This window comes from Streptomyces sp. NPDC026092 (assembly GCF_040638605.1).
Taxonomy (GTDB): Bacteria; Actinomycetota; Actinomycetes; order Streptomycetales; family Streptomycetaceae; genus Streptomyces.
In genome coordinates, this window is sequence record NZ_JBEZYN010000007.1 from 203,538 (window position 1) to 222,602 (window position 19,065).

22 protein-coding genes are annotated in these 19,065 nt (G+C 72.2%); 9 read left to right on the forward strand and 13 right to left on the reverse strand.

The genetic code is table 11. From position 1 onward, the window contains the following. Positions 1 to 17 precede the first annotated feature (17 nt). Positions 18 to 1,406 (reverse strand): DEAD/DEAH box helicase, encoded by a 1,389-nt coding sequence (locus AB0F56_RS14165; RefSeq protein WP_362008326.1) that lies wholly within the window; start codon positions 1,404 to 1,406, stop codon positions 18 to 20. 81 nt (positions 1,407 to 1,487) lie between these two features. Continuing rightward, on the reverse strand, positions 1,488 to 1,691 hold the full coding sequence (locus tag AB0F56_RS14170; RefSeq protein ID WP_033201600.1) for a cold-shock protein: 204 nt from the start codon (positions 1,689 to 1,691) through the stop codon (positions 1,488 to 1,490). A 423-nt stretch (positions 1,692 to 2,114) separates the two neighbouring features. Between AB0F56_RS14170 and AB0F56_RS14175 the strand changes: the two genes are divergently transcribed. Continuing rightward, the gene (locus AB0F56_RS14175; RefSeq protein ID WP_362008328.1) at positions 2,115 to 3,314 is read left to right on the forward strand and encodes an MFS transporter; all 1,200 of its coding nucleotides are present in this window, start codon (positions 2,115 to 2,117) and stop codon (positions 3,312 to 3,314) included. Between the two features lie 49 nt (positions 3,315 to 3,363). Then, entirely contained in the window at positions 3,364 to 4,284 is a 921-nt protein-coding gene (locus AB0F56_RS14180; protein ID WP_362008331.1) for a LysR family transcriptional regulator, read from the forward strand. Positions 4,285 to 4,290: 6 nt separating this feature from the next. Here AB0F56_RS14180 and AB0F56_RS14185 read toward each other — a convergent pair whose 3' ends face one another. Genes AB0F56_RS14185 through AB0F56_RS14205 form a run of 5 tightly spaced genes read right to left on the reverse strand, consistent with a single transcriptional unit; the run spans position 4,291 to position 9,575 of the window. After that, positions 4,291 to 4,941, reverse strand: a complete 651-nt coding sequence (locus AB0F56_RS14185; protein WP_362008334.1) for a DUF1345 domain-containing protein — start codon at positions 4,939 to 4,941, stop codon at positions 4,291 to 4,293. Next, on the reverse strand, positions 4,938 to 5,756 hold the full coding sequence (locus AB0F56_RS14190; protein ID WP_362008336.1) for a family 1 encapsulin nanocompartment shell protein: 819 nt from the start codon (positions 5,754 to 5,756) through the stop codon (positions 4,938 to 4,940). The genes AB0F56_RS14185 and AB0F56_RS14190 overlap by 4 nt, the downstream gene beginning before the upstream one ends. Next, complete coding sequence (locus tag AB0F56_RS14195) at positions 5,753 to 6,757, reverse strand: Dyp-type peroxidase (protein WP_362008338.1); 1,005 nt, start codon at positions 6,755 to 6,757, stop codon at positions 5,753 to 5,755. Before AB0F56_RS14195 ends, AB0F56_RS14190 begins: the two co-directional genes overlap by 4 nt. Positions 6,758 to 6,795: 38 nt before the next feature. Further along, entirely contained in the window at positions 6,796 to 9,108 is a 2,313-nt protein-coding gene (locus AB0F56_RS14200) for an FdhF/YdeP family oxidoreductase (RefSeq protein WP_362008341.1), read from the reverse strand. After that, positions 9,105 to 9,575, reverse strand: coding sequence for an SRPBCC family protein (locus AB0F56_RS14205; RefSeq protein WP_362008344.1), 471 nt, complete (start codon positions 9,573 to 9,575; stop codon positions 9,105 to 9,107). The genes AB0F56_RS14200 and AB0F56_RS14205 overlap by 4 nt, the downstream gene beginning before the upstream one ends. A gap of 272 nt (positions 9,576 to 9,847) precedes the next feature. On the opposite strand from AB0F56_RS14205, the gene AB0F56_RS14210 reads away from it, so the two are divergent. Next, positions 9,848 to 10,942 carry a chemotaxis protein gene (locus AB0F56_RS14210; protein WP_362008345.1) on the forward strand — a complete coding sequence of 365 codons (1,095 nt, stop codon included), beginning with the start codon at positions 9,848 to 9,850 and terminating at the stop codon, positions 10,940 to 10,942. Positions 10,943 to 11,027: 85 nt separating this feature from the next. On the opposite strand, the gene AB0F56_RS14215 is transcribed toward AB0F56_RS14210, so the two are convergent. Continuing rightward, positions 11,028 to 11,519 carry a DUF1269 domain-containing protein gene (locus AB0F56_RS14215; RefSeq protein ID WP_362008348.1) on the reverse strand — a complete coding sequence of 164 codons (492 nt, stop codon included), beginning with the start codon at positions 11,517 to 11,519 and terminating at the stop codon, positions 11,028 to 11,030. Positions 11,520 to 11,680: 161 nt separating this feature from the next. Here AB0F56_RS14215 and glsA point away from each other — a divergent pair, with 161 nt between their 5' ends. Continuing rightward, complete coding sequence (gene glsA / locus AB0F56_RS14220; RefSeq protein WP_362008351.1) at positions 11,681 to 12,796, forward strand: glutaminase A; 1,116 nt, start codon at positions 11,681 to 11,683, stop codon at positions 12,794 to 12,796. 7 nt (positions 12,797 to 12,803) lie between these two features. Here glsA and AB0F56_RS14225 read toward each other — a convergent pair whose 3' ends face one another. Continuing rightward, entirely contained in the window at positions 12,804 to 13,535 is a 732-nt protein-coding gene (locus AB0F56_RS14225; RefSeq protein WP_362008354.1) for a DUF6215 domain-containing protein, read from the reverse strand. A gap of 195 nt (positions 13,536 to 13,730) precedes the next feature. Between AB0F56_RS14225 and AB0F56_RS14230 the strand changes: the two genes are divergently transcribed. Further along, on the forward strand, positions 13,731 to 14,204 hold the full coding sequence (locus AB0F56_RS14230) for a VOC family protein (protein ID WP_362008356.1): 474 nt from the start codon (positions 13,731 to 13,733) through the stop codon (positions 14,202 to 14,204). Positions 14,205 to 14,243: 39 nt separating this feature from the next. Here AB0F56_RS14230 and AB0F56_RS14235 read toward each other — a convergent pair whose 3' ends face one another. Next, positions 14,244 to 14,621 carry a helix-turn-helix domain-containing protein gene (locus AB0F56_RS14235; RefSeq protein ID WP_362008358.1) on the reverse strand — a complete coding sequence of 126 codons (378 nt, stop codon included), beginning with the start codon at positions 14,619 to 14,621 and terminating at the stop codon, positions 14,244 to 14,246. A 106-nt stretch (positions 14,622 to 14,727) separates the two neighbouring features. On the opposite strand from AB0F56_RS14235, the gene AB0F56_RS14240 reads away from it, so the two are divergent. Continuing rightward, a complete protein-coding gene (locus AB0F56_RS14240; protein ID WP_362008360.1) occupies positions 14,728 to 15,093 on the forward strand; it encodes a DoxX family protein in 366 nt (121 codons plus the stop codon). A gap of 25 nt (positions 15,094 to 15,118) precedes the next feature. Here AB0F56_RS14240 and AB0F56_RS14245 read toward each other — a convergent pair whose 3' ends face one another. Beyond that, the gene (locus AB0F56_RS14245) at positions 15,119 to 15,499 is read right to left on the reverse strand and encodes a helix-turn-helix domain-containing protein (protein ID WP_362008362.1); all 381 of its coding nucleotides are present in this window, start codon (positions 15,497 to 15,499) and stop codon (positions 15,119 to 15,121) included. Between the two features lie 96 nt (positions 15,500 to 15,595). Here AB0F56_RS14245 and AB0F56_RS14250 point away from each other — a divergent pair, with 96 nt between their 5' ends. Beyond that, positions 15,596 to 16,003, forward strand: a complete 408-nt coding sequence (locus AB0F56_RS14250; RefSeq protein ID WP_362008364.1) for a RidA family protein — start codon at positions 15,596 to 15,598, stop codon at positions 16,001 to 16,003. Between the two features lie 54 nt (positions 16,004 to 16,057). Here the strand turns inward: AB0F56_RS14250 and AB0F56_RS14255 are convergent, their stop codons facing one another. Both AB0F56_RS14255 and AB0F56_RS14260 read right to left on the reverse strand, forming a co-directional pair. Beyond that, the gene (locus AB0F56_RS14255; protein ID WP_362008366.1) at positions 16,058 to 16,726 is read right to left on the reverse strand and encodes a DUF4232 domain-containing protein; all 669 of its coding nucleotides are present in this window, start codon (positions 16,724 to 16,726) and stop codon (positions 16,058 to 16,060) included. A 135-nt stretch (positions 16,727 to 16,861) separates the two neighbouring features. Next, positions 16,862 to 17,191: a hypothetical protein gene (locus AB0F56_RS14260; RefSeq protein WP_362008368.1), complete on the reverse strand. Its 330-nt coding sequence runs from the start codon at positions 17,189 to 17,191 to the stop codon at positions 16,862 to 16,864. A 285-nt stretch (positions 17,192 to 17,476) separates the two neighbouring features. On the opposite strand from AB0F56_RS14260, the gene AB0F56_RS14265 reads away from it, so the two are divergent. Both AB0F56_RS14265 and AB0F56_RS14270 read left to right on the forward strand, forming a co-directional pair. Further along, on the forward strand, positions 17,477 to 18,229 hold the full coding sequence (locus AB0F56_RS14265; protein WP_362008371.1) for a DUF2470 domain-containing protein: 753 nt from the start codon (positions 17,477 to 17,479) through the stop codon (positions 18,227 to 18,229). Positions 18,230 to 18,386: 157 nt separating this feature from the next. Then, positions 18,387 to 19,055 (forward strand): isochorismatase family protein, encoded by a 669-nt coding sequence (locus tag AB0F56_RS14270; RefSeq protein ID WP_362008372.1) that lies wholly within the window; start codon positions 18,387 to 18,389, stop codon positions 19,053 to 19,055. Positions 19,056 to 19,065 lie beyond the last annotated feature (10 nt).

Below are 19,065 nucleotides of genomic sequence, written 5' to 3' on the forward strand. Positions count from 1 at the left end.
GATCCGCCGGACAGGCCCTAACGGCCCTTGCGGATCCGGGCGGCCTGGCGGGCCTCGGCGGTCTTGCGGGCCTCGGCGGAGCGACGGGACTCGTTCTTGGCGCGGCCGGGCTTCCCCGGGACCGTGCCGATCCCCCGGAAGGCCGCGCCGCCGCGCTTGGCGCGTTCGGTGCTCGGCGCGCTGCCCTCGACGGGGACGCCGGACGGCTTCCTGGCGCCGGTGATACGGCTCAACTCGGCCTCGCCGGAACGGACCTGGGTCACCCGGACCCGGATCCCCGCGTCGGCCATGAGCCGGACGACGTCCTTGCGCTGGTCCGGCACGACCAGGGTGACGACGCTGCCGGACTCGCCCGCACGGGCGGTCCGGCCGCCCCGGTGCAGATAGTCCTTGTGGTCGGCGGGCGGGTCGACGTTGACGACGAGGTCCACCTGGTCGACGTGGATGCCGCGCGCGGCCACGTTGGTGGCGACGAGGACGGTGATCTCACCGCTCCTGAACCGCTCCAGGGTCCGGTTGCGCAGCGGCTGCGACTTGCCGCCGTGCAGCGCCTCGGCGCGGACGCCGCTGCCGCGCAGATGGGCGGTGAAGCGGTCGACGGAGGCCTTGGTGTCCAGGAACATGATCACGCGCCCGTCCCGGGCGGCGATCTCCGTGGCCGTGGCGTACTTGTCGGCGCCGTGCACCTGGAGGACGTGGTGCTCCATGTTGGTGACGGTGGCGGTCGAGGGGTCGACCGAGTGCGTGACAGGGTCGTGCAGGTAGCGCTCGACCAACTGGTCGACGTTGTGGTCGAGGGTGGCGGAGAACAGCATCCGCTGGCCGTCGGGATGGACGAGGTCGAGCACCTCCGTCACCTGGTCCAGGAAACCCAGGTCGGCCATCTGGTCGGCCTCGTCCAGAACGGTGATCTCCACCCGCTCAAGCCGGATGTCCTTGCGCGCCACGAGGTCGTTCAGGCGGCCCGGCGTAGCGACGACGACCTCGGCGCCCTCGCGCAGCGCGGCGGCCTGCCGGCCTATGGAGAGGCCTCCGACGACGGTGGTCAGGCGCAGCTTCAGGACGCCGGCGTACGGCGTCAGGGCGTCTGTGACCTGCTGGGCCAGCTCACGGGTGGGGACGAGGATCAGGGCGCGTGGCTTGCGCGCCTCGGCGCGGCGGCCGGCCAGGCGCACGAGCAGCGGCAGGCCGAAGGCGAGGGTCTTGCCCGATCCGGTGCGCCCGCGCCCGAGGACGTCACGTCCCGCGAGGGCGTTCGGCAGGGTCGCGGCCTGGATGGGGAAGGGCGTGTCGACACCGAGCTCGGTGAGCAGCTCCCGTACCGCGACGGGCAGATCCAGCTCGTCGAAGGCGGCGACCGGGGGAAGCGCGGGGGTGTGGGCGGCCGGCGATGCGAATTCGTTCATGAGAGACCTCGTCCGAAAATGCGACGAGCTGGGGTCCTCACCTGGTGGGTGGGGACCCCAGCTGCGTCTGAAGGCTCGGCGTCAGGCGGGGAGGATGTTCTCCGCCTGCGGGCCCTTCTGACCCTGGGTGACGTCGAAGGTCACCTTCTGGCCCTCCTGAAGCTCACGGAAGCCCGAGGTCGCGATGTTGGAGTAGTGGGCGAACACGTCCGGGCCGCCACCCTCCTGCTCGATGAAGCCGAAGCCCTTTTCCGAGTTGAACCACTTCACGGTGCCAGTAGCCATGTCATATCTCCTTCGAGGCACTACCCGAGGTCCGCACTGTGCGAATCCCGGCGTCGCCGCGATGATTGCCCCGTCCGGAAACAGCACCGAAAATACAAAAAGTGCCCGACGAAATGGATTCGTCTAAGGCACTTGAAGTCTATGGGAACCACAACTGCAACTGGTCCCGACTGTAGCACGGTGTGGTCGGCTGTGCACGGAATCTTTCGCGCGGCGCGCCCGGGGCCGTCGGCGCAGGCGGGCGGGGCTGTCGGCACAGGCGAGCGGGGTCGCCGGCGGGGTGACGGGCGGAGGCGGGCGGGGTCCCCCGGCGGGGTGACAAGCAGCGCCTATCAGGCCATCGGAAAGTCCTCTTTGACGTGCCCCCGGAATTGTCGGAGGCTCATTTCCCAAGCCCCCCTCGACCGAAAGGCCCGTTCCGCCATGCCCGATTCCCGTTCCGTGCATGGCTGGATTCCGGCGGCGGCCGCGCTGTTCGCCGCCGGGTGGGGTGCGAACCAGTTCGCCCCGCTCTCGGTCGTCTACCGGACGCAGGAGCGCTGGCCCGCCGTCCCGGTCGCCGCCATGTTCACCACGTACCTCCTCGGGCTCCTGCCCGGTCTGCTGCTCGGCGGCCCGGCCGCGCGCCGGGCGGGGCGGCGGCGCGTGGTGCGCTCGGCGCTCGCGCTGTCCGCCGCCGCCAGCGTCGTCCTCGCGGCGGCGGCCGTGTCCCAGGCGGCCGTGTACGTGAGCCGGCTCGCCACGGGCCTCGCGGCCGGTCTCGTGCTGACCGCGGGGACCGCCTGGCTGCGGGAGCTGTCCGCCGGGGCGGATCGGCCCGACGCCGGGGCGGTCCGCGCCGCGTACGCCACCGGAGGCGGCTTCGCCGCCGGGGCGCTCACGGCGGGCTCGCTCGCCGAGTGGCTGCCGGGGCCGACGGTGCTGCCCGGTCTCGTCCACGCCGCCGTGGTCCTGCTGGTGCTCGGTGCGACCGCCCGGGTGCCCGGGACCACGCCGTCGGAGCCGGGCGCCGGGTGGGAGCCGCGGGTCGCGAGCCTCGGCCGGGCCGTCCTCGCGCACCCGCGCTTCCTCTGGGTGGTGCTTCCGGCGAGCCCGGCGGTGTTCGGCGCCTCCACCGTCGCGTACGTCGTCCTTCCGCCGCTGGTGGCCGACCGGATACCCGGGTACGAGCCGGTGTTCAGCGGCCTCGTCACGGCGCTGACGTTCGCCGTGGGCCTCGCCGTCCGGCCGGTGGCGGACTGGCTCGACCACGCGCACAGCGCGCGGGCCACGCTCGTGTCGATGGTCACCGTGATCGCCGGGCTGCTGGTCGGCGCCTGCGCCGCGTACGGGGACTCCGTCGTCCTGGTGGTGGTCGCGGCGGTCCTCCTGGGCGCCGGGTACGGCCTCACGCTCGCGTCGGGGCTGCGGGAGATCGAGCGGCTCGCGCCGCCCGCCTCGCGGCCGTCGACGGCCTTCGTCCACCAGGGCGCCGCCTACAGCGGCTTCCTGACCCCGCTGCTGCTCGCCGTGACCGCCGGGGCCGCCCCCTACCCGGCCCTGCTGGCGGGGCTCGCCGCAGGGGGCCTGCCCTGTCTGATGGTCACGGCGCGGTTCAGCCGCCGGAACCTGCCCCGGGGGTGAGCCGGGCGCTCGATTGGCGTGGCCGAGAACCGTCGGGTAGACCCGTGACGTGCTGTTCCGCCAACTCGAGTACCTCGTCGCCCTCGCCCGTGAGCGTCATTTCGCCCGGGCCGCCCAGTCCTGCCACGTCTCCCAGCCCGCCCTTTCGGAGGCGGTCAGGAAGCTGGAGGAGGAGCTGGACGTGCCGCTGGTCCGCCGCGGCCGTACCTACGAGGGGCTGACGCCCGAGGGCGAGCGGATCGTGGTGTGGGCGCAGCGGATCCTGGCCGACCGCGACGCGCTCAAGGACGAGATCGGCGCGCTGCGCACGGGCCTGAGCGGACGGATGCGGATCGGCACGGTCCCGAACGCGTCCGGCGCCGTCTCCCTGCTGACCGCCCCCTTCTGCGCCGCGCACCCGCTGGTGACCGTCGAGGTCCTCGCGGACCTGCGGTCGGAGGAGATCCTGCGCCGGCTGCGGGACTTCGAGATCGACGCCGGGCTCATGTATCTGGGCGCGGAGCTCCCGGAGGGCTTCTCGGTCCTCCCCCTGTACGAGGAGCGGTACGTCCTGCTCACCGGTGTCGCCGACCGGACCGCGCACGGGACGACCGCGACCTGGGCCGAGGCGTCGCGGCTGCCGCTCTGTCTGCTGAGCGGTGCGATGCAGGGCCGGCGGGTGCTCGACGAGGTGTTCGACGAGGTCGGGGTGCGGCCCTCGCCCCGGGTGGAGACCGATTCGGTGGGCGCCCTCTTCTCCCATGTCCGTACGGGCCGGTGGGCCAGTGTCGTGCCGCACACCTGGCTCCATGTCTTCGGCGTCCCGCACGAGATGCGCGCGGTGCCGCTGGTCGCGCCGGAACGGACCGTACCCGTGGGTCTCGTGGTCGCCTCGCGGGAGCCGGGCTCGATCATGGCCCGCGCCCTGACGGCCGTGGCTCGGGAGACCGATGTGTCCGCCGCCCTGGAGCGGGTCCCGGGGGACCCGTGACCGGGGTCAGTCCGTGACGAGGCCGACGACGAGGTTGATGGCGGTGGCGAGGATGCTGGTGCCGAAGACGTACGACAGCAGGGAGTGGCGCAGGACCACGGCGCGGACGCGTGGACTGGACACGTCGGTGTCGGAGACCTGGTAGGTCATGCCCAGGTTGTAGCTGAAGTAGAGGAAGTCCCGGTACGCGGGCGGCTCCCGCGAGTTGAAGTCGATCCCGCCCTCGGCGCTCCCGCCCTCGGCCGCCCCGCAGTAGAGGTACGCGTACCGCGTGGCGTACATCAGGTGGAGCGCCGCCCACGCCATGAAGACTCCGCTCAGCGCGGTCGCGGCGGCGGCGTGGCCGGTGTCGGTGCCGCCGCGCAGCAGCAGGACGACGATGCTGGCGAGCCCGCACAGGGCCACGGCGACGATGACGATCTCGTCGACGGCGGGCCGGAAGTCCTCGCGGCGGGCGTCGCGGCGGGTGGTGGCCGCGTCCATGGGCCAAAGGACGAGCCACCCGGTCACCACGAACACGGTCTCGGTCGCGGCGATACCGGCGAGCGTTCCCATCGGCGGGTCGGCGAGGACGGCGACGACCACCGCGACCACCGCTCCGGCGACGAGCGACCCGGCGAGCCGGGCCACCGCGGACTGTGGCAACCACCGCGTCATGGCGTCCTGAGGGCGACGACCGCCTCGTCCGTGTACGTCAGGAACGTCAGCGTCTCCTGGAAGTACAGCTCGATGCCCTTCGCGTCGTGCCCGGTGTAGCCGATCGCCAGGTCCTGGCCGAGCAGCAGCTCGAAGTCCCCGCCCCGGGTGGAGAGGACGAACGCGCCGGTCAGTGCGGGCGCCCAGATCGGGTCGCCGCCGAGGATGCGGCCCAGGTGCGCGGCGATCGGGTAGCCGTGGTCGGAGGTCTCGCTGACCGCCGTGTACGCGTCGGCGCCGAGCAGCAGCGCGTACGGACCGTCGACCCCGGCCAGGCGCAGTGCGGTCAGGGCCCGGCTGATCGCGTCGGGGTAGTCGCGCGGCTCGGCCGGCAGGCTCAGTTCCGGGTTCGAGGAGCGGGCCCGCAGCCCCTCGATGCCGGCCGCCGCGTACCCGTCGAAGACGGCCCGGTCCTCCGCGAACGCCATGGCGCGCGCCGCGTCCTTGACCGGCTGCCAGTCGGAGTCGTGCGAGCCGCGCTCGACGTCGTCCACGGCGGAGCGGCTCACGGTGAACGGGACACGGAGCTCGACCAGCGGGCGGGCCTCGCGGAGGTGGGCGGTGACGCCGGGGGCGGGCGGGTCGATGGCGGAGAGGTGCCCGGTGCCGGTGGCGGCGAGCCCGGGACCGCCCGGGTCCGGCACGTCGACGACCCGGCGCCCGGCGACGTGCCGCCGGAAGGTGCGGCGGGCCTCCTCCTCGATCTCGGCCCAGGCTGCGGGGGTGATGGGGGCGAGTTCGCGGTGCAGGTTGCCGGTGTCGGCGGGGATCGTCATGACGCTCGGGCTCCTTTGAGGCTGCCGATGCGCAGCGAGTCGTCCCACTGGACGGCGGCGGCCGCTGCGGGCGGGGCGGGGAGGTCGTCGAGGAGGTCGGCACTGGGGACGAAGAAGAGGCCCCCGGTGACGGCCGTGGAGAAGTCGAGGATGCGGTCGGTGCGGCCGGGCGGGTCGCCGAGGAACATGTTGCGCAGCATCCGCTCGGTCACCTCGGGGGTCCGTGCGTAGCCGATGAAGTACGTGCCGAACTCGCCCCGGCCGATCGTGCCGAAGGGCATGTTCTCGCGCAGGATCTGCCGTTCGGTGCCGTCCTCGTCGACGATCGTGTTGAGCGCGACGTGCGAGTCGGGCGGCTTGACGTCGTCGGGCAGTTCGACGTTGGCGGCCTTGGTGCGGCCGATGACGTGTTCCTGCTGCTCGACGGTGAGCGACTGCCAGGCCGCCATGTCGTGGACGTACTTCTGGACGACGACGTAACTGCCGCCGTGGAAGGGCGGATCGTCGTCGTCCGCGGTGACGAAGACGGCTTCGCCGGCCGCGTCGCCCTCGGGGTTCTCGCTGCCGTCGACGAAACCGAGGAGGTCGCGCTCGTCGAAGTACGTGAAGCCGTGGGTCTCGTCGACGACGGTCACGGCGGGGCCGAGGGCCTCGACGAGGAGCCGGGCGAGTTCGAAGCAGAGGTCCATGCGCCGGGCGCGCAGATGGAAGAGGAGGTCGCCCGGTGTGGCCGGGGCCCGGTGCCGGGGTCCGGTGAGCGCCGGGAAGGGGTGGAGCTCGCGGGGGCGCGGCCCGCCGACGAGCCGGTCCCAGGCCGTGGAGCCGATGCCGACGACGCAGGTGAGCCGGTCGTCCGGGGCGCGGAAAGCCACGGACCGCGTCAGCCCGGCCAGATCGCCGAGCGCGTCCCGTACGGCGGTCTCGCCGCCGGGGTTCACCGTGGCCACGAGGAACACGGCGGCCTTCGACGGCGGTACGACGACGGGCTGCGGGGTGACCATGGAACTCCCGGCGGAGGGTGGGGTGGACGGGGGCGCGGTCAGGCGGCCGGGGCGATGGTCACCCGGACGTGCTTCATGATCGGCTGGTCGCTCTGCGTGCTGTAGTCGCCGAGCGCGCACAGGACGTTCATCTCGGGCATGTATCCGGCCGCGCAGCCGCGCGGGATGTCGTACGGGATCGCCAGGTAGCCGCGCAGGTGTCGCCGGCTGCCGTCCCTGGCCGTGCTGGTGATGTCGACGGGGTCGAACTTCTCGACACCGCGTTCCCGCATGTCGTCCTCGTTCATGAAGACGAGGGTGCGCAGGTTCTTGACCCCGCGGTAGCGGTCGTTGTCGGAGTAGATCGTGGTGTTCCACTGGTCGTGGGAGCGCATGGTGCCGAGCGCCAGGGTGCCGGGAGGCGGGACGACGTCGGGGAGTTCGGCGGTGGAGAACTCGGCGCGTCCGGACGGGGTGAGGAAGACCAGCTCCCGCGCGGGCTGCTTGATGCGGAAGCCGAGCGGCAGCCGTACCCGGCGGTTGAAGTCCTCGAAGCCGTCGAGGGCGCGGGCCATCGTGTCGCGGATGCGGTCGTAGTCCTCGACGTACCACTCCCACGGCGTCTCGCTGTCGGGCAGGGCCGCGCGGGCCATGCCGGCGACGATCGCGGGCTCGGAGAGGAGGTGCGCCGAGGCCGGGCGCTTCATCCCGGCGGACAGGTGCACCATGCTCATCGAGTCCTCGACGGAGGTGCTCTGGACGCCCTTGCGCTGCTGGTCCTTCTCGGTGCGGCCGAGGCAGGGCAGGATCAGCGCCTGCCGGCCGTGGACGACGTGGCTGCGGTTGAGCTTGGTGCTCACCTGGACGGTCAGTTCGCAGGCGCGCAGCGCCTCGTACGTGACGGGGGTGTCGGGGGCCGCGAGGGCGAAGTTGCCGCCCATGCCGACGAAGACCTTCACCTCGCCGCGGAGCATCGCCTCGATGGTCCGTACGGTGTCCAGGCCGTGCTCGCGCGGCGGGTCGATCTTGCAGACCTCCGCGAGCCGGTCCAGGAACTCCGTACTGGGCCGGTGGTCGATGCCGCAGGTGCGGTTGCCCTGGACGTTGCTGTGGCCGCGCACCGGCGAGGGTCCGGCGCCCTCGCGGCCCAGATTCCCGCGCAGCAGCAGGAGGTTGACGATCTCCCGTACGGTGTCGACGCCGTGCTCGTGCTGGGTGACGCCGAGACACCAGCTGACGATGGAGCGGTCCGCCTCGCGGTAGACGCGGGCCGCCTTGAGGATGTCGGCGCGGCCGATGCCCGACTGGTGCTCCAGGTCCTCCCAGGACGTGGCCTCGCACAGGGCGCGGTACTCCTCGAACCCGGCGGTGTGACGTTCGATGAACTCCCGGTCCAGCGCCTTGGGGTCGGCGGAGGACTGCTCCAGGATCGCCTTGGCCATGCCTCGTACGAGCGCCATGTCGCCGCCGATGCGCGGCTGGAGGTTCAGCGTGCTCGTCCGGGTCGCGTGAAAGGTGGCCATGTCCTTGAAGTCGTGCGGGATGATCGTGCGGGTGGCGGCCGCCTCCACGAGCGGGTTGATGTGCACGACCTGGGCGCCCCGGTGGTACGCCTCCGCGAGGGCGGTCAGCATCCGGGGCGCGTTGGAGGCGGCGTTGACGCCGAGGATGAACAGGGCGTCGGTCGTCTCCCAGTCCTTGAGGTCGACGGTCCCCTTTCCGGTGCCCAGGGACGCCGTGAGGGCCCGGCCGCTGGCCTCGTGGCACATGTTGGAGCAGTCGGGCAGGTTGTTCGTGCCCAGCTCCCTCGCCATGAGCTGGTAGAGGAAGGTGGCCTCGTTCCCGAGCCGGCCCGAGGTGTAGTACGCGGCCCGGTGCGGGGAGTCCAGCGCGCGCAGCGTGCGTCCGACGAGCTCGAAGGCGTCCTTCCAGCTGATCGGCGTGTAGTGGTCCGTGTCGGGGTCGTAGACCATCGGTTCGGTCAGCCGGCCCTGGTTCTCCAGCTCGTAGTCGCTCCAGCCGGCCAGCTCGGTCACCGAGTGGGCGGCGAAGAAGGCGCGGTCGACGCGCTTGCGGGTCATCTCCCAGGTGACGTGCTTGATGCCGTTCTCGCAGATGTCCAGGTGCAGGCCCTTGGTGTCGTCGGGCCAGGCGCAGCCGGGGCAGTCGAACCCGGTGTTCTCGTGGTTCATCCGCATGATCGCCCGGGGACCGTCCACCAGCGCGCCCTCGCGCACCATGAACCGGGTCACGCTGTTGGCGGCGCCCCACCCGGCGGCCGGGTGGTGATAGGGCTGGAACTCGGGCTCCGCGGTGGGCTCGGGGCCCACCCGCGCCTCGACCTGTTCCTTCTCCTCGGGTGTGGCGCTCATGCTTCCGCCCTTTCGCCGGCCGGGCTCGCGACGGCGTGTTCACGTACCGCGATCCGGGCCAGCTTCGTCAGCATCATGCCGTTGCGGACGGCCATGACGTAGTCCACGGGGAGGCCGTGCATCCGGGTGCCGGGGCCTCGGAGGGGGTGCCAGTCGAGCGTGAAGAGGGTGTTCTCGCCCCAGGGCTTCAGGTTCATGGCGATCCGGGCCGCGCCGAAGGGGTCGGCCTTCGCCTCCAGCTCGAGGCGGCGCTCCGGCTCGCAGACGCGGACGACGCAGGTGTCGTCGAGGGTCAGCGGGCCCGCCCCGACGCGGACCTGCAGCCGGGCGCCGACGGCCGGCCAGTGCGGGTCCGCGGAGAGGATCTCCTGCGTCCCCGTCACCCACTCTCCGTAACGGTGACCGTCGGCCAGCAGGCGCCAGACCTCGGACGGCGAGCTGAGGATCAGACGGCGGTTCCGGGCCACGCCGATCACGCTCCTTCAGGAGAGGGTCGGGCCCAGCCTCGTACCGTACGGCCGTCCACGCAGTCCGGCAGGACCGAACGGATGGCTCCTGGCGCGCGACGCGCCGACCGGCGAACTCAGACATATCGTTCGTAAGGATCGTGGTCTCACGGATCGCGTTCTCACGGATCGTTTCCTCAAGGTTCGTGTTCACAAGGATCGGCCGCTCCCCCTTCCGCGCGCCCCCACGATTCCCTCGCGCCCCCGCGACCGCCCCCGAAAGGTCGGCTCTCATGCATCCCGCGCTCAGCACCGAACTGCTCGCCAAACTGCGTCAGCCCCGCCCGTATCCGGCCGTGTCGCTGCTCATGCCGACGCACCGCAGGGAGCCCGACAACACCCAGGACCCCGTCCGGCTCCGCAACCTCGTGGCCAGGGCCGGGGAGGCCCTTGAGCAGGACCCCGCGGTGACCCGCGAGCGGCGCCTCGACGTGCTGAGCCAGCTGGAGCTCGCCCTCGGCGAGGTCGACCTCGTCCACGCCGAGGACGGCCTCGTGATCTACGCGGCCCCCGGCGAGCACCACGTCTGGTCCGTGGCCCGGACGGTGCCCGAGCGGGTCGTCCTCGCGGACACGTTCCTCACTCGCAACCTGGTCGCCGCGCAGGCCGCCGAGCAGCCGTTCTGGGCGCTGGCCGTGGCGGCCGACCGGGTCTCCCTCTGGGACGGCGAGGCCGAGCGGGTCGTCGAGCGCACCGGGGACGGTTTTCCGCTGACGCGGAGCCTGGAGGACCCCGACGCCGAGCGGAAGGAGCAGATCGGTGACATGCCGAGCACCTTCCAGGACGAGCAGACCCGCCAGTTCCTGCGGGAGGCGCACGAGGCGATGCGCGTCGTCCTGAGCTCCTCGCCCCGGCCGCTTTACCTGATCGGGGACGCGCCCGCGCTCGCCCTCCTGGAGGAGCAGGGCGCGCTCGGCAAGGACGTGACGGCCGTCCCGGCCGGCGGTCTGGCCGCGGGCCCGGCGGCGGAGGTGTGGCGGACGCTCCAGCCGCTGCGGGCGGCACGCGAGCAGGCCGACACGGCGGCCGTCGTCTCCGAGCTGGACGCCGCGCAGGGCCGGCGCGAGTTCGCGGGCGGCCTCGACGAGGTCTGGGAGGCCGCGAAGGAGGGCCGGGTCCGCCTCCTTGCCGTCGAGGAGCACTACCGGGCGGTCGTCCGCGACTACGGCGACCACCTCGAACCCGCCGCGCCGGCCGACCTCGACGCGCGCGACGACATCGTGGACGAGGTCGTGGAGCAGGCCCTGGGCACGGGCGCGGGCGTGCGCTTCGTCCCCGACGACACGCTGGCCGACTCGCGGCGCATCGCGGCAGTACTGCGGTACTGAGGCTGGGGCGCGGGGGCGGTACGGAGTCGGGGGCGGTACGGAGAGTCTCCGTACCGCCCCCGTCGTCGCCGGGCCTGCTCCGCGCCTACTCCGTGCCCGCGAGCTGCTCGGCGAGGGCCTTCTCGTCCTCCTCCGCGAGGGAGGTCTTCAGGATGGTGCCGCCGAAGGGCTGCATCGCGGCGGCGAACTTGTCCTCGGTGACCTTCGAGGCCATGATCACCACGGCCGCGGAGCCGGGTTTGAGGAGCGAGTCGACCTTCCTGCGGAAGTCGTTGTCGATGCCCATCTGGCTGAGCTTGCCGATGAGGCCTCCCACCGCCGCTCCGACGACACCCACCGCCGGGGTCAGGATGATGATCCCGAGGACCATGCCCCACAGGGCGCCGGCCGTGGCCGAGACGGCCACCTTCTCGCTCTTGGCGGGGGTGTCCACATGGGTCTCGCCGTCCGCGTCGACCGAGACGACGGCGAGCCCGTTGAGGTCGACCACGTGGCCGTTCTGGAGCTCCTGCACCGCCTTGAAGGCCTTCTTCGCCTCGGATGGGTCGTCGTAGCCGATCACGATGAGCTCGGACATCTCATGTCTCCTTTGTCATCAAACCAGTCACTTCATACCCTATGCGGGCCAACGAGGGTGAGGCATCAGAGGCACGGGCGGCCGGGGCTCTCCCGCTCCCGCTTCACCTGCCTGGTCTCGCGCACGTGCGTGCGGCGGGGCGCGCGGGGAGAGTGACGTTCATGCGCACCAGCGAGCCGGGCGACGGGCCGGACGACCCGCACGGACCTCCCGGCCGGGCCGTACCACCCGAGCTGGAGCGGGGGGACACCGAGTTCGGCGACGAGCTGGGCCGCGGGGCGATCTCGACCGGCTCCCTGCCCGAGGCGGGCGCGGTGGACGCGCTGCTGCGCGAGACGCACGCCCGCTATCTGCCGTCGGTCGAGGGCCGGGTCGCCGACTACGTACCGGCGCTCGCGGCGGCGGACCCCTCCTGGTTCGCCCTGAGCCTCGCCGACACGCGCGGGCGGGTGCACGCCGTCGGCTGCGCGGACCGGTCCTTCTCCATCCAGTCGATCTCCAAGGTCTTCGTCTTCGCGCTCGTCTGCGAGCGGCTCGGCCATCGCGCCGCCTGGGAGGCCGTCGGGGTGAACAACACAGGTCTGCCCTACGACTCGGTCATGGCGCTCGAGCTGAACGGCGGCTCCCCGATGAATCCGATGTGCAACGCGGGGGCGCTGGTGACCACCGGTCTGGTGCCCGGGGACAGCGAGTCGGCCAAGTGGACGTTCGTCCAGGACGGCCTGTCCGCGTTCGCGGGACGGCGGCTCGAACTCGACGTGGAGGTCTACGAGTCCGAGGCCGCGACCAACCAACGTAACCGCGGTATCGCCCGGCTCCTGGAGAGCTACGGACGGCTGCCCTTCGATCCGCTGGAGAGCACGGACGTCTACACCCGGCAGTGCGCCCTGACCGTGACCACCCGGGACCTCGCGGTCATGGGCGCGACGCTGGCCGACGGCGGGATGAATCCGCTCACGGGTGTCCAGGTCGTGAAGCCGGGCACCTGCCGCCGCGTGCTCGCCGCCATGGCGGCCTCGGGGCTCTACGAACGGTCCGGGGACTGGCTGTACGACATCGGGCTGCCCGGCAAGAGCGGTGTGTCGGGCGGGATCGTCGCGGTGGCGCCCGGCAAGTGCGCCCTGGCCTCCTTCTCCCCGCCGCTCGACGCGGCGGGCAACAGCGTGCGCGGGCAGCGCGCGGCGCGGCGGCTGTCGCGGACGCTCGGCCTCAACCTCTTCGCCTCCGTACCCGTGACCGGCGCACCCCGTGCGCCGAAGGAGCGCAAAGCGCCCTGAAGGCGGGCTACCAGCCCGGGATCGTCGGCAGCACCTGCTCCGCGACCCGGAGCAGGACCGCGTCGTCGGGCACGGTGCCGTCCTCGCGCCACATCGCGAGCTCGAAGGAGCCACCGCTGTCCTTGGCGTCCTTGGCCACGGACAGGACGCGGGCCGGGGCGCCCTGGCCCGTGTGCGCGTCGCTCCCGTCGAGGCGGAAGCTGATGGCGACGGTGGACTGCGAGTACACGACGGCCGGGCGGCCGAGCACGGTCCGCGGCCGCGCGCCGTCCCAGAGGAGCCCGGCGTCGGAGCCCTTCACGGGGAGCCCGTCGTAGGTGGCCGCCAGGGACACCGTGTACGTCTCGAACTCCACCTGGGACGTGGGCGTGAAGAGGTCCCGGACACTGCCGCCGCCCAGACTGATGGAGCCGTCGCTCCCATTGGCCGACGTCGCCATCTCCCCGGGGGTCCCGAGGAGTTGGGCGAGGTCGGGGCGGTTCAGCGCCCGGCACAGCGCCTCGCCGCTCACGCGCGGGCCCGCGTCGTCCCCCGCGTCCGCGGGCGGCGGCGTCGGCGGCTTCCCGCTGTCGCCTCCCGAACAGGCGGCGGGCCGCCGTTCGGCGCCGGCGACGGGGGTGTCCGCCACCTCGCCGTAGGCCCAGAGCGCGGCCCCGAGCGCGGGTATCAGCATCAGCCCCGCGATGGTCTGCCCCCACACGCCGGCGCCCTTCGGAAGCGCGTCGATGTCCTCGGCCATATCAAGATCCCCCCTGTGCGACGGGGCACCGTAACCCGTGATCAGCGGGCGGACAAGACCCGGCCGTCGCCCTTCGGGGTATCCGGGTGGGCGGCTGCCGCGCGGCGGGGGCGGTCGGCCCACCCGTACGGGATATCAGTGGTCGCAGGCGGCGGTCGGCGGCGATCGTCCCGTTCCCGGAAAGGCCGAAGCCCAGTGAGCGTCAAGCCCGTTCCCGAGGGATACCCGAACCTCACGCCGTACCTCAGTGTCGACGGGGCCTCGGCCGCGATCGACTTCTACGTCGCCGTGCTCGGCGCGACCGAGCGGATGCGGATGCCCGCGCCCGGCGGCACCATCGGCCACGCCGAGTTGGAGGTGGGCGACTCGCTCCTCATGCTCGCGGACGAGTACCCGGACATCGACTTCCGCTCCCCCAAGGCGCTGGGCGGCACGCCCCTCACGCTGCACCTGTACGTGGAGGACGTCGACGCGGTCTTCGCCAAGGCGCTCGCGCACGGCGCGCGGGAACTGAAGCCGGTCACGGACGAGTTCTACGGCGATCGCATCGGCCAGTTCATGGACCCCTTCGGCCACCGCTGGAGCGTCGCCACGCATGTGGAGGACGTGTCGGAGGAGGAGATGACGAAGCGCGCCGAGAAGGCGATGGGCTCCCCGGACGCCGGCTGATCCACCCGGTGGGCGGTGCGCGGGGTCAGGCGGGCGGGGTCAGGCGGGCGGGTCTCCGTAGGCGGCCCTGCTGGCCTCGATCTCCTCGATGTGCTCGATCGCCCAGCCGGCGAGGGCGAGCGCCGGGCCGATGAGGCTCCGCCCGGTGGCGGTCAGGGCGTACTCGACCCGCGGCGGGACCTCCGGATACGACGTCCGCGACACCAGGCCGTCGCGCTCCAGGTTCCGGAGGGTGAGCGTCAGCATCCGCTGCGAGATGCCCGGGATCTGCCGGTGCAGGTCGGTGAAGCGGAGGGCGCCCCGGTCGAGCGTCGCCACCACCAGCAGCGTCCAGGTGGCGGAGATCCGGTCGAGCACGGCGCGGACCGTCCGCCCGCCGTCGCCCCGGATCAGGCACGTGTGTTCGTACGCCGTCATACCGGCTCCCTCTCCTCACGCACACGCGTGTGCCTTTTGTACGCCCCTCGACGGTCCCCCATCATGAGGCCACTTCCGTCCGGGAACCATGTGCGAGGGGGCACTCGTGAACGTCGCCTACTGGATCGTCGCCGCGCTGCTGGCGGTCTTCTACCTGTACGCCGGATCCATCAAGGTCCTCCGGAGCAAGGAGCGGCTCCAGCCCATGATGGGGTGGGTCGACCGCGTCCCCATGCCGGCCGTCAGGGCCATCGGCACGCTGGAGGTCCTCGGCGCGGTGGGCCTGATCCTGCCGCCGCTGACCGGGATAGCGCCCTGGCTCGCCGTCGCCGCCGCGATCGGCTTCGTCCTGATCCAGGTCGGGGGCATCGTCGTCCATCTGTCGCGCGGCGAGGCCCGCCAGATCGGCCTCAACATCGCCCTGCTGCTGGCCGCCGCAGCGGCCACCTGGCTGGGCCTCGCCCGGCTCTGAACCACGCCGCACGACCACAGCCGGGTCAGGTGCCGAAGCGGCGACGGGAGTCCTCGATGGCGCCGAGATACGTATGCGTCCAGGCGCACAGGCCGTCGATCGTCACGCGGAGGGCGAGGCCCGGCTCGGTGAGGGCGTATTCGACGCGGGGCGGGACCGTGGGGTGCACGGTGCGCTCGACCAGGCCGTTGCGCTCCAGCATGCGCAGGTTCTGCGTGAGCATCTTGTGGCTGATGCCCTCGATCCCGTCCCGCAGGGCGCTGAAGCGCAGGGTGTCCTCACCCAGGATCTCGATGATCAGGAGCGCCCATTTGTTGGCGACGTCGGAGAAGATCTCCCGGCCCAGCGAGTCCGCGCGTCGCACGTCCGCGTCCTCGGGCAGGCCGCTGAACTGCTTGGTCACCATCGGGTTCCCCAGTCACTGGAAAGTGCGTTCTTCCATGTCACGGACCACTCTCCTACGGTTCCTGGGTAACCACAAGAGAGCACGAGAGGCACCATCATGGCCATCACCTTGGTGAACCCCGCCGGCCTGCCCGAGGTCCCCGTCTACCGGCAGGTCGCGGTGGCGACGGGGTCGAAGCTGGTGTTCATCGCCGGACAGGTCGCCTGGACCCCCGACGGGGTCACCGTCGGCAAGGACGACCTGCCCGCCCAGGTCGAGCAGTGCTACGTCAACATCGCCACCGCCCTGGCCGAGGTCGGCGCGTCCTTCCAGAACGTGGCGAAGCTGACCGTCTACGTCGTCGACTGGACCCCCGACAAGATGCCGCTGCTGATGGAAGGCCTCGAGCGGGCCTCCGCGCGGCTGGGGTTCACCCCGGTGCCGCCGGCGACGATGATCGGCGTCGCGGCCCTCGACGTACCGGAGCACCTGGTCGAGGTGGAGGCGACCGCGGTCATCGACTGATCCGCGGAGGCGGACGACGAGCCGAGGGTGCGGCCTCGGCTCGTCGGCTGTCGGCTACTTGCCGAAGCCGTCGAACTTCACTTCCGGACCGCAGACGTTGAAGGTACCGGCCGAGCCGTTGGCCTTGGTCACCTTGACGGTGCGGCCCTCGTCGTCCGGCAGCGCGATCTCGACCGTGGAGGCCTGGATCGCGCACACCTCGCGGGCGGAGGCGCTGCCCTCGAAGTTGAGGTCGGTGTAGAGGACCATCGCCGTGGCGGAGGCGCCGGGCTTGATGTCGACGGCGTCGGTGCCGTTCGCGGAGGTGTCGGCGCTGATCGGCTCGGCCTTGCCCTGGTCGTCCTTGGCCACCAGGGTGCTGGCGCCGACGAGGGTGCAGGTCGCCTGGGAGGTGTTGGTGACCTTGACGGTCGCCGCGGCCGGCTCCTGCTCGCCGGCGTGGTGGGCGGAGGCGATGAACGCGACCGAGGTGTTCTTCGTCGTGCACGCGGACGTGGCGCCACCCGTTCCACCGCCGGTCGAGGTGCCCTTGGAGGGCGACGCGGAGGTGGTGGCGCTCGCCGAGGCGGAAGCGGAGGCCGAGGCCGACGCGGAAGCCTGGGCGGAAGAGCTCGCGCCGCCCGCCTTGCCGGCCTTGTCGGTGTCACCACCGCAGGCGGTCAGGCTGAGCGCCGCCAGCACGAGGGCGGCGGCGGTGGAGGCGGTACGGAGGTGTGTGCGCATGGTTCTCTTCCACATGATCGATCTTGACGGTGCACGACCATAGAGGTCACAGCGGTACGGCCCGTTCCGCAGGCCGACCGCCGAGACCGTTCCTTGACGAAAGCCGTACGTTTTCTCCGCCTGCCGACCCGGTGTTCACCTCACCTCAGCGGGCGCGGAGACGGCCCCAGTCGAATGGCCGAAGCCGGTCCCCGCGCCTCCCCTGTACACCTGGCCCTCGACGTAGTACGTCGCCTTGACGTCCGCGTTCGTGGTGACGGACGTACGGGGCAGCCCGTCGCCGGTAAGTCGTCGACCCGGTCGGCAGATCGGCAAGGAGGCCCGGTACTCAGGGGTGTTCGCCTCCCGGTCGACGACACGGTCGAACCACGCCTGGTCGGTGGTGAGCGTCGCGACGGGCGCGGACGGGGAACCGCCCGGGCGCTGCCCCTCGACCTGGGTGAGGACGCGACTGAAGTCCTTCAACGCCGAGCCGGGGTACGGCCGGCGGAAGCTCGCCCCCACGATCCCCGCGGCCGCCCCGCCGTTGACGAGGGTCGCGCCCGGAGGCCCTTCATGCGCAGGCGTACGTTCATGGCCGATCGAGGAGCGAGCCGACGAACCGGCTGACGGGTGAACAAGCGAGCGGGCAGATCGCAGGGGAGCCACCACCGCGCGGTGGGGTGGACAGGACCTTCAGGGGTGACTTAGGTTAGCCTTACCTAAGCCGCATCGGATGCTCCGATGTCCGTCGCCACGCGAGGAGTTGCCTTGAGCGCCGTCACCGACACCGCCCCGTCCGACCAGGCCGCCGCGGAGCGCGTCCGCTCCATCCTGGCCCAGGCGGTCTCGCTCTCGCTCACCACCGACGGGCAGTGTTACGACCTCATCGGCATGCACACCGTGGGGCGGACCGGGCGGATCACCCTCACCGCCCAGGCCGACAGCCCGCTGACCGCCCAGGTCGCCGCGGCGCCGCACGGCAGCCTGGCCGTCCTCCTCGAGTTCACCGACATCGCGCCGACCCCCCTGCGGGACCGGGTGCGCGCCCGGGTGACGATCTCGGGCTGGCTCGCCCCCGCAGGCCCGGCGGACGTGGTCGAGGAGGCGGACGGGAACGGTGGCGGCGAGGGGCTCCGGCTCGACCTCGCGCGCGTCACGCTGCGGACCGCCGCCGGGACGCAGGAGGTGAGCCTGGACGCGTACACCCTCGCGCGCCCCGACGCGCTCGCCGTGGAGGAGGCCGCGATGCTCACGCATCTCGCCGACGCCCACGCGGACATGGTGGCCGATCTCGTCGTCCTCGCCGGGTCCCGCCTGCCGTACGGGGTGGTCCGGGCGCTGCCGCTGGCCGTGGACCGGTACGGCATCACGCTCCGGTGCGAGTACCGCGAGGGCCACTGCGACCTGCGCATCCCCTTCCCCGTCGAGGCCAGGGACGCGGCCGAGGCCGGCGAGCAGGTCCGGCGGATCCTCACGACGCCCTCCTGCTCCCACCGCCGGCACCCTTCGCCCCGCGCGTGACGGTAGCCCCGTCACCCCGCCGCTCCGGGCAACTCGTCGGCCCCGATGAGGGGTTGACCTGCCCGGACAGGTACCACTTAGGTTACCCTAAGCTAAATCACACGTCAGGGGTGGTCGGCGCGGACCCGTGCCCGCCACCCGGGGGGAGGAACCACCCATGGGCCTGCCGACCGTCGGCCCCTACCCCCTGCCCGACCGCGCCGCCCTCCCCCGCTCCTGCGTCTCCTGGTCCATCGACCCCGCGCGCGCCGCGCTCCTGGTCCTCGACATGCAGAACCACTTCGTGGAGGCGTTCCCGGCCGGGCAGAGCCCGGTCGTCGAACTCGTCGACAACATCACGGCCCTGCGCGAGCTCGCCGGCACCCTCGGGATGCCCGTCGTCTTCAGCGCCGAGCCGGCCGCCCAGCGGCCCGGCCAGCGCGGCCTGGTCGCCGACGTCTGGGGCCCCGGTATAGGGGACGAGCCCGACGCGGCCGCGATCGTCGCGCCGCTCACGCCGCGCACCGGCGAGCACCTGCTCGCCAACGTGCGCCACAACGCCTTCCTCCGCAGCCATCTCGGCCGGCTGCTGCGCTCCGAGGGCCGTGACCAGCTGATCATCTGCGGTGTCTACGCCCATCTCGGCGTCCTCCTGACGGCGGCCGACGCCTTCATGAACGACATCCAGCCCTTCGTCGTCGCGGACGCCGTGGCGGACTTCTCCCCCGAGGAACACGCGATGGCGCTGCGCTGGGCCGCCCGCAGCGGCGTGGTGTGCACGACCGAATCCCTGCTGCGGGACCTCTTGCTCAGCAGGGCGCAACCTGCCGTTCGCCGGGACGCGTGACCTAGTCCCC